This window comes from Acinetobacter sp. 3657 (genome assembly GCF_031456775.1).
Lineage (GTDB): Bacteria > Pseudomonadota > Gammaproteobacteria > Pseudomonadales > Moraxellaceae > Acinetobacter.
Genome location: NZ_JAVDVH010000010.1, coordinates 1 through 13,954 on the forward strand (window position 1 = coordinate 1; position 13,954 = coordinate 13,954).

Annotated in this window: 14 protein-coding genes; 4 read left to right on the forward strand and 10 right to left on the reverse strand. The window is 41.1% G+C overall.

All coding sequences use genetic code 11. The annotated features are described in order from the left end of the window. Window positions 1–175 precede the first annotated feature (175 nt). The 6 genes from J2Y37_RS11430 to ribF all read right to left on the reverse strand — a co-directional run bounded on the left by J2Y37_RS11430 (window position 176) and on the right by ribF (window position 6,610). A complete protein-coding gene (locus J2Y37_RS11430) occupies window positions 176–721 on the reverse strand; it encodes a type 1 glutamine amidotransferase domain-containing protein (protein WP_349032885.1) in 546 nt (181 codons plus the stop codon). A 322-nt stretch (window positions 722–1,043) separates the two neighbouring features. Further along, window positions 1,044–1,592, reverse strand: coding sequence for an NAD(P)H-dependent oxidoreductase (locus J2Y37_RS11435; RefSeq protein WP_004667900.1), 549 nt, complete (start codon window positions 1,590–1,592; stop codon window positions 1,044–1,046). 118 nt (window positions 1,593–1,710) lie between these two features. Beyond that, window positions 1,711–2,193, reverse strand: a complete 483-nt coding sequence (locus tag J2Y37_RS11440) for a peptidylprolyl isomerase (protein ID WP_004667902.1) — start codon at window positions 2,191–2,193, stop codon at window positions 1,711–1,713. A 1-nt stretch (window position 2,194) separates the two neighbouring features. Next, window positions 2,195–2,725: a signal peptidase II gene (lspA, locus tag J2Y37_RS11445; RefSeq protein ID WP_004667903.1), complete on the reverse strand. Its 531-nt coding sequence runs from the start codon at window positions 2,723–2,725 to the stop codon at window positions 2,195–2,197. After that, window positions 2,718–5,555: an isoleucine--tRNA ligase gene (gene ileS / locus J2Y37_RS11450; RefSeq protein WP_349032886.1), complete on the reverse strand. Its 2,838-nt coding sequence runs from the start codon at window positions 5,553–5,555 to the stop codon at window positions 2,718–2,720. Before ileS ends, lspA begins: the two co-directional genes overlap by 8 nt. Window positions 5,556–5,608: 53 nt before the next feature. Continuing rightward, on the reverse strand, window positions 5,609–6,610 hold the full coding sequence (gene ribF, locus J2Y37_RS11455) for a riboflavin biosynthesis protein RibF (protein WP_349032887.1): 1,002 nt from the start codon (window positions 6,608–6,610) through the stop codon (window positions 5,609–5,611). A gap of 207 nt (window positions 6,611–6,817) precedes the next feature. On the opposite strand from ribF, the gene J2Y37_RS11460 reads away from it, so the two are divergent. The 4 genes from J2Y37_RS11460 (at window position 6,818) to J2Y37_RS11475 (ending at window position 10,000) form a co-directional block, all read left to right on the forward strand. After that, on the forward strand, window positions 6,818–7,951 hold the full coding sequence (locus tag J2Y37_RS11460; RefSeq protein ID WP_349032888.1) for a TDT family transporter: 1,134 nt from the start codon (window positions 6,818–6,820) through the stop codon (window positions 7,949–7,951). A 72-nt stretch (window positions 7,952–8,023) separates the two neighbouring features. Then, entirely contained in the window at window positions 8,024–8,590 is a 567-nt protein-coding gene (locus J2Y37_RS11465) for a 5'-nucleosidase (RefSeq protein WP_349032889.1), read from the forward strand. Between the two features lie 194 nt (window positions 8,591–8,784). After that, window positions 8,785–9,453: a hypothetical protein gene (locus tag J2Y37_RS11470; protein WP_349032890.1), complete on the forward strand. Its 669-nt coding sequence runs from the start codon at window positions 8,785–8,787 to the stop codon at window positions 9,451–9,453. After that, entirely contained in the window at window positions 9,440–10,000 is a 561-nt protein-coding gene (locus tag J2Y37_RS11475) for a hypothetical protein (protein WP_349032891.1), read from the forward strand. Before J2Y37_RS11470 ends, J2Y37_RS11475 begins: the two co-directional genes overlap by 14 nt. 312 nt (window positions 10,001–10,312) lie before the next feature. Here the strand turns inward: J2Y37_RS11475 and J2Y37_RS11480 are convergent, their stop codons facing one another. The 4 genes from J2Y37_RS11480 to ssuD form a co-directional block, all read right to left on the reverse strand. After that, window positions 10,313–10,924 (reverse strand): TetR/AcrR family transcriptional regulator, encoded by a 612-nt coding sequence (locus tag J2Y37_RS11480; RefSeq protein WP_004667910.1) that lies wholly within the window; start codon window positions 10,922–10,924, stop codon window positions 10,313–10,315. Between the two features lie 240 nt (window positions 10,925–11,164). Continuing rightward, entirely contained in the window at window positions 11,165–11,965 is an 801-nt protein-coding gene (locus J2Y37_RS11485) for an ATP-binding cassette domain-containing protein (protein WP_349032892.1), read from the reverse strand. 13 nt (window positions 11,966–11,978) lie between these two features. After that, a complete protein-coding gene (gene ssuC / locus J2Y37_RS11490; protein WP_349032893.1) occupies window positions 11,979–12,782 on the reverse strand; it encodes an aliphatic sulfonate ABC transporter permease SsuC in 804 nt (267 codons plus the stop codon). Beyond that, on the reverse strand, window positions 12,779–13,954 hold the full coding sequence (gene ssuD, locus J2Y37_RS11495; RefSeq protein ID WP_349032894.1) for an FMNH2-dependent alkanesulfonate monooxygenase: 1,176 nt from the start codon (window positions 13,952–13,954) through the stop codon (window positions 12,779–12,781). Before ssuD ends, ssuC begins: the two co-directional genes overlap by 4 nt.

Here is a 13,954-nt window from a genome sequence, read left to right on the forward strand (position 1 = left end):
CCCTTCCCGAACTCAGAAGTGAAACCTCTTCGCGCTGATGGTAGTGTGGCACTTGCCATGTGAGAGTAAGTCATCGCCAGCTTTTAAATCTAAACCTCCCAACTTATGTTGGGAGGTTTTTTATTGCGGAATGAAAAGTAAAATTATTAGTAGAAAAATAGACTAAACTCTAATCTTAGGTTTGAGTAAGCTCTTTTAGAATTGCTTCGTTAAACTGCGGAATGTCATCTGGGCAACGTGAGGTAATCAGAGGCCAGTCATTGGTGTTACAGCGATGTACAGCTTCATTCACCCAATTCGCTCCTGCATTTTCAAGATCTAAGCGAATACTTTTATATGAGGTTAGATTCTTATCTTTGATTCGCTCTGCATTGATTAGAACCCAAGGTGCATGACAAATTGCAGCAATAGGTTTTTTCTGATCAGTAAAATATTGAATAATTTTGTGTGCTGTTTCATTGAGGCGAAGGCTATCTGCATTTACAGTACCGCCCGGAATGATCAAAATGTCATAATCTTCTGCTGAAACCTGATCTAAAGACGTTTGAGGGGAATAGCTAGGCCCTATTTCTTTATCACTTTTCACTGTTTGTACTGTTTGAGATGTCTCTGCGGCATGTATGACTTCAATCCCTTTAGCTTTTAAGAACTCAAGGGGCTGGATAAGTTCATCGTGTTCAACACCAACATTTGAAGTTATAAATAATGCTTTTTTAGCCATCGTAGTTTCTCCTTGAGATTGCTTTTAGTTAGGTTAGCAATGCAAAAGCGGGAGAAATGTAGTGCTTTAAGTGGCAGATTGTATCTTAAAGGACAAGATGGTTAGTTCTGTTACATCCTAATAAAAGCAATAAAAAAACCCCATCATCCTGATGGGGCTTTTTTTCGTATTTAGTTTATTGTTGCTTACTTCCTATAAACAACCACTTCCTGTGGGTCTTGTTATTCTGAACGAGACTTCCTGTCTCTGTATGATTTGTATATTAAAGTGAATACGGAGCACTGTATATCCGTCAATGACCCCGATCACTGTACGTTCAGGCTTACAGTGAGGCTGAATGATATTTCTTTAATTTCTCAACCATTCCTTTCAAACCCTTCACCTCAAATTCATTTGCTTCAAAGGTTTGTTCTTTATTACGTTTGAAAATATCCCGAATTTCTAAGGTCGCATTAGAATCAATCATGCCAAGTTGTGTACCCACCTGACGGATCTGATCAATTGAACGAGAGCCATTGGTTGAGCCATAACCGATGTAAGCAGCAGGTTTACCTTGCCATTCCTTACCTAAGTAGTCCAATGCATTCTTAAGCGCTGGGCTATAACCATGATTATATTCAGGGCTAATCAAGATAAAAGCATCAGCAGTCGCAATTTTATCGGCCCACTGTTGTTGTTTGGGTTGATCATAAATCCCTGAGGCAGGAGGGTGAGCACCTGCAAAAATAGGCAGATCCCATTCTTTCAAGTCTACGATTTCTGTTTGGATGTTTTCCAATGAAAATGCTGTAATCGCCTGCTGTAGCCAATTGGCTACTTTAATCGCAGTGCGTCCTTCACGAACACTTCCAACAACAATATGAATGAGCATTTATTAATTCCTATAATTTATTTGTTTGACGATTTAATTTTCACGAATATGAGAAGGTCTAAATAATCTTATACTTATCTTGAGGGATAAAAAAAGCTCTCATTTGAGAGCTTTTGTGTTACATCAGTTTAATGGCTTGCTGACCCGCAGGGGTGACTTTAAAGATTTCGACCTCAAAAGTAATGTTTTTCCCTGCCAATGGATGATTAAAATCGATCTCTGTGATGTCATCATTGACTGATTTCACGATACCAAACAAGCTTGCTTTGGCTTTATCTTCGAATTCAATCATATGACCAACGATTGGAGGTTGCTCAAACTTTACTGTATCAAAGGTTTGGATATTTTCAGGATTCCAAGGACCAAAAGCATCTTCAGGTGGCAAATGTACGGTACGACGGTCGCCTGCACGTAAGCCAAATAAAGCCTTTTCAAATCCAGGTAACAAGTTACCATCACCAATCACAAGACTGACGGGCTCTTCACGGCCACGTGTGTTGTCAATCTCAACGCCATTTTCAATCGAAACAGAAAAATGCAAATCAACTTTTGAGCCATCTTGGATACGCGTTTCTTCGTTCGGTTGGATAATGTCAGTCATATTATGCATCCTTGTTTTGGTTGCGTTTCTTTTCAAGGAAGAACGTATCAATCAATAGCAGAATAGTCCCTAAGGTAATGGCACTGTCTGCAATGTTGAACGCTGGGAAGTGGCTGTTTTGATAGTAAACATGGATAAAGTCCACCACATAGCCCAAACTAACGCGGTCAATTAAATTACCCAGCGCGCCACCAAGGATCAATGCAATCGCCATCGGTAAAACGATCATTTTCTTCGGCATGCGCATCAGCCAGAAAATAAAAATGACTGAAACTAATGCTGCTAACGACGTAAAAAAGTAACGTTGCCATCCACCAGCGTCAGATAAGAAGCTAAATGCTGCGCCATAATTATGCAGCAATGTCCAATTTAGAAAAGGCAGTACTGGAATAGGATCTGCATAATTTAAATGCGAGCTCGCAATCCATTTGGTCCATTGATCCAACACGATCGCAAGGAGTGAAAGTCCAAGCCAAAGTAGATTGTGTGGGTAAAATTGGAACAAGCCCGTTTTGGTTTGTGAATTAGGCATACTTTCTCACTTCGCCACTGCCAGTGACGTTGACGATACAGCGGGAGCATAAGCCAGCATGGCCAACATGTGTATTTACATCAGGCAATACATGCCAGCAACGTACACATTTTTCACCTTCAGCAGCCGAAATTCGAACACGTAAACCTGCAAGGTCTGTGCTTTCACCTTGCTCAGCATAAGGGTGAACGATGACTTGTGAGGTGATCAAGACGAAACGAAGTTCGTTAGCCAATTGGTTTAATACTTTTTCTAGCGCTTCATCTGCCCAAAGTTCAACTTTAGCAGATAAGTTACTGCCCACCAGTTTAGCGTTACGTGCTGCTTCGATCTGTTTATTTACTGCTGACTTTACGCTAATCAATGTTTGCCAATCTGCTTCACTGATTTGTCTTTCAGCTGAGGCAACAGGGATGTCATACCATTCAGCGGTGAATACATATTTTTCAGTTTGTTCTGGAATCAGTGACCAAGCTTCTTGCGCAGTAAAGCTCAAGATAGGAGACATCCAGCGGACAAAGGCCTGAACGATATGATACAGCGCAGTTTGAGCAGATAGACGTGCTTGTGAATCGGCTTTAGTGGTGTATTGACGGTCTTTGATGATGTCGAGATAGAAACCACCCAAATCGTTAATACAGAACGTGGTTAATGCGCTACACACCGCATGGAAGTTCATTTCTTCATAAGCTGCAACAATGGTTTTTTGTACATCGTGAGCACGTTGTAAAATATATTGATCAAGCTCGATCAATTGGTTTACAGGGAGTGCATCGGTACTTGGTTTAAAACCATTTAAGTTGGCAAGTAAGAAACGTAAGGTATTACGAATACGACGATAACTATCGCTGACACGACTAAAGATCTCTTTACTCGCTGCGATTTCATAGCGATAGTCGCTTGAGGCAACATACAGACGTAAGCCATCTGCACCCAATTGCTTGATGATTTCTTCTAATGGGATGTAGTTACCCAATGATTTAGAGAGTTTACGACCATTTTCATCAACCGTGAAACCATGCGTTAGCAATGCTTTGTAGGGTGCACGATTATGGGTTGCGATTGAGGTGAGTAGCGAAGATTGGAACCAGCCACGATGTTGGTCTGAACCTTCTAGATATAAATCAGCAGGACATTCCAGTTCTTCACGCTGCTCAAGAACTGCATAGTGTGTCGTACCTGAATCGAACCAAACATCTAAGGTGTCGCGAATAGCATTATATTGTTCAGCATCTGCACCAATGAAGTCTTTGGCTTCACGATTAAACCAAGCATCAATGCCTTCTTGCTCGATCAGTTTCGCAACTTCCTCGATCAATTCAGGGGTGCGAGGATGTAATTCATTGGTGTCTTTATGCACGAAGAATGGGATAGGAACACCCCAAGTCCTTTGACGAGAGATACACCAGTCTGGACGGCCATCAATCATTGATTCGATACGGCTCTTACCCCAACTTGGTACGAACTCAATGTCATTCTCGATGGCATTGAGTGCTTTACTACGCAAGTTTTCTTGATCCATGCTAATGAACCATTGCGGTGTCGCACGGAAGATAATCGGCGTTTTATGACGCCAGCAATGTGGATAGCTGTGTTTGATCGGTTGATGTGCCCACAAACGACCTGTCGCCCCTAAAGCTTCAATGATTTTCGGATTGGCTTTATAGATGTGCTCGCCAGCAAAGATAGGGGCAGTCGGTAAATACACACCGTTGCCACCCACTGGGTTATCGACTTTAAGGTTATATTGTAAGCCGACTTTATAGTCATCCACACCATGTCCGGGTGCAGTGTGTACCGCCCCAGTACCGCTGGTTGCAATAACGTGCTCACCTAAAATGATTGGAACTTGACGATCTACCAGTAATGGATGCTGAAGCAACAAGTTTTCAAGTTTGTTACCAGTAAAATCAGCCAAAACAACAGGATGCTCAAGCTTGTAACGCTCAATCGCCGATTCGACTAAATCTTTGGCCAAAATAAAGTTTTGCTTAGCGCGATCAGTGCTGACCTGAACCAACTGGTAGTCAATTTCAGCGTGTAATGCCACAGCTTGGTTGGCAGGCAAGGTCCACGGTGTGGTGGTCCAAATCACGATATCAGTCACGTCTTGGACATCTATACCGAGACGCGCACTTAAATCTTTGAGATCAACAACGGTAAAACCAACGTCAATCGCATCAGATTTTTTATCTTCGTATTCAACTTCAGCTTCAGCAAGTGCAGAGCCACAGTCCATACACCAGTTCACGGGCTTTAAACCCGGCTGTACGTGACCATTTTTTTGAATTTGACCTAAAGCACGCACAATATCGGCTTCTTGCTTAAAGTTCATGGTTAGATAGGGATTATCCCAATCACCTAACACACCTAAGCGTTTAAAATCAGCGCGTTGTATATCGATTTGTTGTTGTGCATATTCACGGCAGTGCTTACGGAACGTCGCAGCATCCACTTTCTCACCGACTTTACCGACTTTTTCTTCAACTTTAAGTTCGATCGGTAAACCGTGGCAGTCCCAACCGGGTACATAAGGCGCATCAAAACCTGCCAAAGTACGACTTTTGACGATAATGTCTTTAAGCACTTTGTTGACGGCGTGACCTAAGTGAATGGTACCGTTCGCATACGGAGGGCCATCATGCAAAATATATTTTTTCTTACCAATACGCGATGCACGAATCTGCTGATAAATGTTGTCGGCATACCACTCTTCTAACCATTTGGCTTCACGCACAGCCAAATTTGCTTTCATGGCAAATTGAGTGTCAGGCAAATTGAGTGTGGTTTTATAATCCACTGCATTTTCAGGAGTTTGCTTATCGCTCATGCAAGTTGTCTTCCAGTTTGATCAGTCTAAACTGACAGGTTTTACAATTAAATTTAAAAAGGAAATTCTGGTGTACGCTTACGATAATCTCGTAACTGCTGTACATCATCATCAATTCCAGCTTTGAGTGCTTCAAGCGAAGGATAATTCAGTTCACCATGTAAATAGTGAAGAAAGGTTACCCGCATTAATAAGCCATACAGATTAGCAGAAACATCGGGGAAATGTACCTCTAATCGCCATTCAGGTTGAGCTTGTTGAATCGCAGGGCGTGTCCCCACATGACCTGCACCAAACAAACTGTCACCTTGGTATCCTGCAATACCATTTAGCGCAGGATCTGCATGTTTTATTGTTGCTGTAAGTGACGCATTTTCACATACGACATCTACAGCATAAATCCCACTTAAACACGGTTTATGACGGTTTAAGCGGACATTGATCGTTGGGAAATCAAGCGTACGTCCGATTTGATCGCCATATTGCACACGACCTGTGATGCTATAAGGGCGACCCAGTAACTTTGCTGCTAATGCGAGGTCACCTTCTTGTAAGACTTGACGAATACGGGTTGAACTAACACGGTCACCATTTAAGGCAACGGTATTAAGGTTGATCACATCAAAACCATAATCGCGTAAAAAACTGCTATTGCCTTGACGATCTTTGCCAAAATGAAAGTCATCGCCTAATACCAAGCTTTTGGCATTGAGTTTGAGTTTGAGTAATTCAGCGAATTCAGTGGCGTTTAAACTTCTAAAATAATGATTAAATTTGGCGACAGCAATATAGTCGACGCCCAGCTCTGTTAAATATTCTACTTTTTCGCGTAGAGAGCTAATACGTGGTGGAGCTTCATAACCTTTAAAAAATTCGAGAGGTTGTGGCTCAAAAATCATCACTAATGTTTTTAAGCCTTTGGCTGCTGCCAATGTTTTAAGTTGAGCAATCATCGTTTGATGCCCTAAATGGACACCATCAAAATTGCCAATCGTTACCGCAGTCGGCGGTAACTGAAAATCTGGCGATAAAGCGTTGAGACGAAGCAACTTCATGGGCGTTAAATTCAGCGAATTTTGCAAAGGCTGTATTTTGCCATATTCTCAGCGTTTCGTCTTGTTGTTGTGTTTTTATACAAGATATTTTCAATATTTAAGAACTATATATCAATTAAATTGATCTATTAAATAAAAATAAATCAATTTTTCTTATTAATAAATTAGACTAAGATTCTCTTATCGTCGCTTTACTTAGAGCTAGAGATGAAAAAGCCATTTTACCAGTTACAACAGAGCAGAGATGTGATTCGTCATTTTACCCCGAACTGGTTTACTGCAACCATGGGAACGGGTGTCGTGGCAATGATTTTAGCACAGTTACCTTTTGCGTCATCGCTCATGTTTATGCTGGCGACCAAATTATGGCAGTTCAATATTCTGCTATTTAGTACCTTTAGTATTCTTTATCTCCTACGCTGGATCTTGTTTCCTAAAGAAGCCAAGCAGATTTTCATGCATCCCAATATGAGTTTATTTTTAGGTGCGATTCCGATGGGCTTGGCAACCATAGCCAATGGTTTTCTCAGTTTTGGTACAGCGTTATATGGTGATATTGCTATTCAAATTGCACAATATCTTTGGTACATCGATGTGTTCCTTGCGGTTGTGATTGCGTGGCTCGTGCCATTTTGTATGTTTAGCTGTCAAGATCATCATTTACATCGTATGACAGCAGTTTGGTTATTACCGATCGTGGCGTGTGAGGTTGCAGCAAGCTCTGCGGGTCTGTTAGTACAACATTTGGCAGCAGATCAACATGCTTTTTATATTTTGATCACGGGTTATGTGTTGTGGGGAATATCTGTTTTGCCTGCTTTTGCAATATTGACGATTTTGATGTTGCGCTTGGCCTTGCATCAACTGCCTGAGAAAGAAGTGGCGATCTCAAGTTGGTTGTGTTTAGGACCGATTGGCACAGGGGCGTTGGCATTACTTTTATTGGGCGAACAAGCACCACGGATTATGCAAGCCATGGGTTTTGAAAGCTTAGCAATATTATTGCCTGCTCTCGGGATTGTAGCGAGTCTAGTGTTGTTAGGCTTTGGGGTATGGTGGTTCGGTATTGCCATTTTAACCACACTGAGACATGCGCGAACTGGGATTCCATTTAACTTAGGGTGGTGGGGTCTGACCTTTCCATTTGGGGTTTTTATCCTAGCGATCTTTAATTTGGCACATCAGTTACATATTGATGCGCTACAGTATGTTGCTGTGGTTTTAAGTCTACTTTTAGTTGGCTTATGGGCTTTGGTAATGAAGAAAACAGTGGCGGGCGCGTATAGTGGCCAATTATTTTTCTCTCCATGCTTGGTCGCATTGCAGCAGAAGATACAATAATATTTGAGCTGTGGATGACCACAGCTTTTTTTATATATGGTTTTCAATTTCACCTAAAACGAGTTCTAGTGTATGCGTGCTGATGTTGCCTTAATTATGGCTTTGCCAAATGAATCTAAAGGTCTGTTTGAACAGGCGGGGATTGATGTTCATTACAGCGGAATTGGCAAAATCAATGCGGCATTTAAAGCTTTTGAGGTGATTCAAAAAACAGGATGTAAGACTTTAATCAATTTGGGTAGTGCGGGGAGTTCGCATTTTAATGCACATAGTCTGGTTGAAGTGACCACATTTGTGCAGCGGGATATGGATGTGTCTCCCTTAGGTTTTGCGGTGGGTGTCACGCCAATGGATGATGATATTCCTGCCGAAATTCATGCGCAGCCCCATTTTGAGTATTTACCCAAAGGGATTTGTGGAACGGGAGACTCCTTCGAAACAGGACAGCCGAAAGTAAGCTGTAATTTAGTGGATATGGAAGGCTATGCCTTGGCAAAAGTCTGCCGTAAGTTGGATGTGCGTTTGATTTCAGTCAAATATATTACCGATGGGGCGGATGATACGGCCCATCTAGACTGGGAAGAGAACTTACTCTTGGGTGCTCAAAAATTATTGGCTTTGTATCAGGCACATTTTTAAATGTAAAGGTCTAGCCTTGTAGTTTGTATGGGTGGGCTTTTGCGTATCGGTAGATTGTTGAAATTAAAAGTTACTTTAGCTTGCAAGCTGGTTACGCATAACGCCCATTATGTTAAATGGGATTATTTAATTTTATTGATCCTTTTTATTAAGTTATAAATATAGCGAAACTCAGGATTTGAAATAGAAAAAATATGAAGCACTATCAGGATACTCAGACAGGTCAAATATACGCATTTGAGGATGATTTTAATCCATTTCTCTCAGAGAATCGTAATATTCCTAAAACACTAACAGACGTAATTAAAAATAAACCAACTGAAACTTCTGTTTGGTATGGAGAAGATTGGATTGAAAAATCAGATGCTCCTTTTGATTATGTCGAACCGATTTCTAGTGTGCCGTCATATAATCCTGCTTGGATGGTTCATTTAAGACCATATTCAGCAATAGTTAGCGATAGAAAAAAACAAATAAGTTTCTCACTGGAACAAATTAATGAAAATTCTTATGCTGGAATGCAATTATCAGAAGTAGTAGGAATACTTCCTTTAAAAATTAATCAAAGATTGGATGCATTGGTAAGCTACGATGGAGCAATAGCAATTCCCCAGTGCAGTGCTTTCCCAACAAGATCTGAAGGAATTGCCAAATTAAATGAAATCCTATGTTCTTTATTATTAGGTGGAATACATGCTGAAGTTTTACATTCGCATGAGTTAGTGATTGGTTCCCTACATAAAAAAACTAATTTGTTCGCTTATACACCATCGCTTCATACGCGATTAAGAGAAAATTGGGCATCTATAACTGAACTACTTGAACCACTGATGCATCCGAGAGTGTTGAGTGTTGAGTGTTGATAATTTAAAAAAAGCTTTCTCTGAAGGTCAGGAAATTATCAGGTCAATTCCTCACTTTTCGCCTTTTTTCCTCTTAAATGGTTATACATCTTTAACTAATCAAAATAATAGTGATGCTCTTAATAATTTATGGATTGTTGTCGAACAACTTACAGAGATTTTATGGATAAATCAGTATTCTAGAAATAGTAGTAGTTATTCACCCAAAGTGAATAAACGGCATGATCAACTCCAATCCAAGATAGATAATAATATAATTAGCGCGAAACATGAGCTTTTAAAACTATCTAAAATTATAAAAAATGAAATTTATCATAAACTTAACAGAGTTCGAAAAGCGCGTAACGACTTAGCACATAGAGGCGTTTCACCAAAGCGTGAAGTGATAATTGAATTATGGGATGTATTGTTAGAGCTTTTTGAAATTGCTACATCTCGCAGAAATATAGGTATGCGAGTATTAAGGATAGAACAAGAAATTAATTGGGAAATTCCTTGGAGTACTAATTTTGATGAGTGGCAAGAATTAGCCATTTTAATGAAATAGCACTCATTAATTAAGGATAGAGTTTAGAATAAAAATTAAATTGATCTAAAATTAACATAATACGCCTTATACGAAATGCTTGAAGTTTCCTCTTTAGCATCAATATTTTAGCCTAAGCCGTTCAGGGTTCAGCGCACAGGAACGGCATTTTCGTGACTATTCATGTTCCACGTATGTTTCTTAATCAATGTCCCACATTTTTGATTAGTTCACTTGAATGATCGCCTTAACCATTTGACAATAAAAAAGCGACTAACAAAGTCGCTTTTTTATTGTATTTCAATCGCTAAAATTAAGGCTTGTGAAGAAAATTTAACGTGGTAATGCGCCGTACAGCATCAAATGAACTGTGTGTTCAACAGAGCGTTGGTACATGCTGCGATTGCGCAAGGTTTTACCCGTCACCATTTCCATTTGAGTGGAAAAATCAGCATAGTTTTGGGTGATTGCCCAGATATTGATAATAAACAGTTCAGGATCAATCTCTTTAGACAATTTACCTTGTTCTTGCCAAATTTGGATCACTTTGGTTTTGCGTTTAAATAGCTTTTTCAAAGGACCTTTTAAGATCGGTAAAATATGCGGTGCACCTTGGATAATCTCCAGTGCAAACAAACGCGATGCTTTCGGTTGATCGCGTGAGCTTTCTAGCTTTTGAATTAAATAGTGGGTGAGTGCTTCGGTCGGCTCAAGTTCTGATTCTAATGTTTGCAAGGGCGCAAGCCACTTTTGCAACACCGTGGTTAGCACCTCGACGTATAGAGACTCTTTATTTTCATAGTAATAGAAAATATTAGATTTGTGCATACTAGCGAGTTGTGCAATCTCATCCAAACTAGCGCCACTGAACCCATAGACGGAAAAAACATCTAGGGCAGCATTCAGCAGTTGATTGCGCTTTTGTGTACTTTTTTTCTGTTCCATCTGCGAGCTTGATTCAAAAAATGTCATTGACATTGTAAGATAAATTGTCGGTTTTGTGCACAAGAACACAGTTTTTTATTAAAAAAAATGTAGTTCTTAGATTAACGGTAACGATGTGTTTGAAAATGATGGATATCTAAAAATTGAATTACATGATTTGTAAATTATTCCTGCTGCATTGAAGGGCAAGCACTTCGCATTTTATGGTTTTAATAACATTTTAATGTTGATAAGGCGGTTTTAGGTGGCTAAAACCGCATCTAGGACGTGCTGTTCGAGTTGTGCAAACGCAATACTTTTTTTACGTGGACGTGGCAGGTTGACCTGAAAGTTGTGAGCGATGTGTCCTTGATCGAGTAAAATAATCCGATCGGCAAGTTGGACTGCTTCACTAACATCATGGGTGACTAAAATCGCCGTAAAGCCTTGTTCTTTCCACAACTGTTCAATGAGCTTTTGCATTTCCAAACGCGTCAGTGCATCTAAAGCCCCTAATGGTTCATCCAGCAACAAAATACGTGGCGTATGGGAGAGGGCACGTGCTAAAGCAGCACGTTGGCGTTGTCCACCAGAGAGTTGAGTGGGCCACTGCATGGCTTTGTCTTTTAAACCGACTTTTGCTAAAAGCGTTTCTGCTAGGTGATGTTGGGTTTTGGCTAAACCTAATTGTGCGTTTTGTAAAACGTTCTTCCATGGCAGTAAGCGAGGGTCTTGAAACATCACTCGAATATCGGCACTGGTGATGCCTTCCCGAAAGTTACGTGCCGACTGGAATTTAATTTCACCGTAACTTGGTTTTTCCAGTTGGGCAATCAGACGCAGTAGCGTACTTTTGCCGCAACCACTACGTCCTACAATGGCAACAAATTCCCCAGCTTGAATATTTAGATCTAAATCCTCTAAAACCTTGACCTCGCCATAAAACTTATAGAGTTGTTCAATCAGAATGTCTGCACCATTTGCGGGAGTGGTTGGCGTTTCTGGCTCAGCCACAGGTTGGATCAAACTGTCATCAAAGAAATTTAAATTTAAGTTGCTCATATTTATCTCCTTTTTATTTTTGATAGCCTGCATGCCAGCGCAATAAATAATGTTCTAAAGCTTGTGCCAATACATCCGCTAATTTTCCCAGCAAGGCGTAGAGTAAAATGCCGACCAATACGATATCAGTTTGTAAAAACTCGCGTGCATTCATGGTCATATAGCCGATTCCTGCTTGCGCAGAAATAGTTTCCGCCACGATGAGTAAGACCCAAACCAACCCTAAAGAAAAACGCAGCCCGACCAAAATAGAAGGCATTGCACTGGGTAAAATAATGTCTTTATAGAGCTGCCAGCGATTGAGTCCGTAACTTTTACCCATTTCAATCAGTTGAGGATCGACTGAGCGAATACCATGATAAGTATTGATATACATCGGAAAAAATACACCGACAGCAACCAAAAAAAGTTTGGCTGTTTCATCGATTCCGAACCATAAAATTACCAATGGAATTAGTGCCAGTGCAGGGATGTTACGGATCATCTGCAAGGTGGTATCAAGTAAGGTCGAAGCAATCCTTGATGAACCATTTAACAGTCCTAAAATCAGCCCTAAACCACCCCCAATCAACAAACCCAACAACGCTCGACCAGCGCTGACTTTGACATGTTGCCAAAGCTCACCACTCACCAATAAATGCCAAAAAGCACTCACGACAGCCGTTGGTGCGGGTAGCACTCGACTTTGTAATACACCCACACTTGAGGCGATTTGCCAGATCATGACCAATAAAATGGGGAACAACCACGGCAGCATACCTCTCCCTAAACTTTTTGTTCCACGTGAAACATCATTGAATAGCGTCTGTGCACTCATACGCTCTCCTTAACCACTTTTCTGGGTTGCTTGACCTCAGGCACATAGTTATTGGCAATGATTTCACCAAATGGTCCTGTTAAATGCGGCTGTGCTAATTTCTCACGGGTTTTAAGCGGTAGTAATGGGAACACCAATTCAGCAAACCGAATTGATTCTTCTAGATGTGGGTAGCCAGAGAAGATAAAGGTATCAATCCCCAAATCAGCATATTCTTGGATACGTGCTGCAACGGTTTCAGGATCACCGACTAAAGCAGTTCCTGCACCACCCCGAACTAAACCAATACCCGCCCAAAGATTAGGTGAGACTTCAAGTTGATCTTTACGTCCCCCATGTAGCGCTGCCATGCGTTGTTGCCCAACCGAATCCATTTGAGTAAATTTTTTCTGTGCTGCGGCAATAGTTTCATCGTCGAGGTATTGGATCAGTTCATCCGCAGCAGCCCAAGCCTGTTCATTGCTTTCGCGGACGATGACATGTAAGCGAATACCATAATTGAGCGTACGCCCTTTAGCCGCTGCTTTGGCACGCAAGTGTTCGATTTTTTCTTTCACCGCAGCAGGTGGCTCACCCCAAGTCAAATAGGTATCCACTTGTTCAGCGGCAAGCTCAGTTGCTTCCTCTGATGAACCACCGAACCATAAAGGTGGATATGGCTTTTGTACGGGTGGATAGAGCAGTTTGGCATCATCGACACTGAGACGTTCTCCGTGAAAAGTAAATGATTCACCCGTATGCGAGCGAGTGAGAATTTCTCGCCAAATTTTTACATATTCAGAAGCTGTCTGATAACGAGTGCTGTGGTCTTCATACAGACCATCACCTTTTAATTCTTGCTCATCTCCGCCCGTAACAAGGTTGAGGAGAATACGACCATTCGACAAACGATCAAAAGTTGCTGCCATGCGTGCAGCAAGTGAAGCTGTGGTGATCCCCGGACGTAATGCAACGAGGAATTTAAGTTGTTTGGTCGCATCGATTAAACTCGCCGCCGTGATCCACGGGTCTTCACATGAGCGCCCTGTTGGAATCAAAACACCGGCATAACCTAAATGATCGACTGTAACGGCAATTTGTTTCATATAAGCATGATCGACCTGACGAGCACCCTTGCTGGTACCTAAATAACGACTGTCACCGTGAGTGGGGATAAACCAGAAAATATTCAT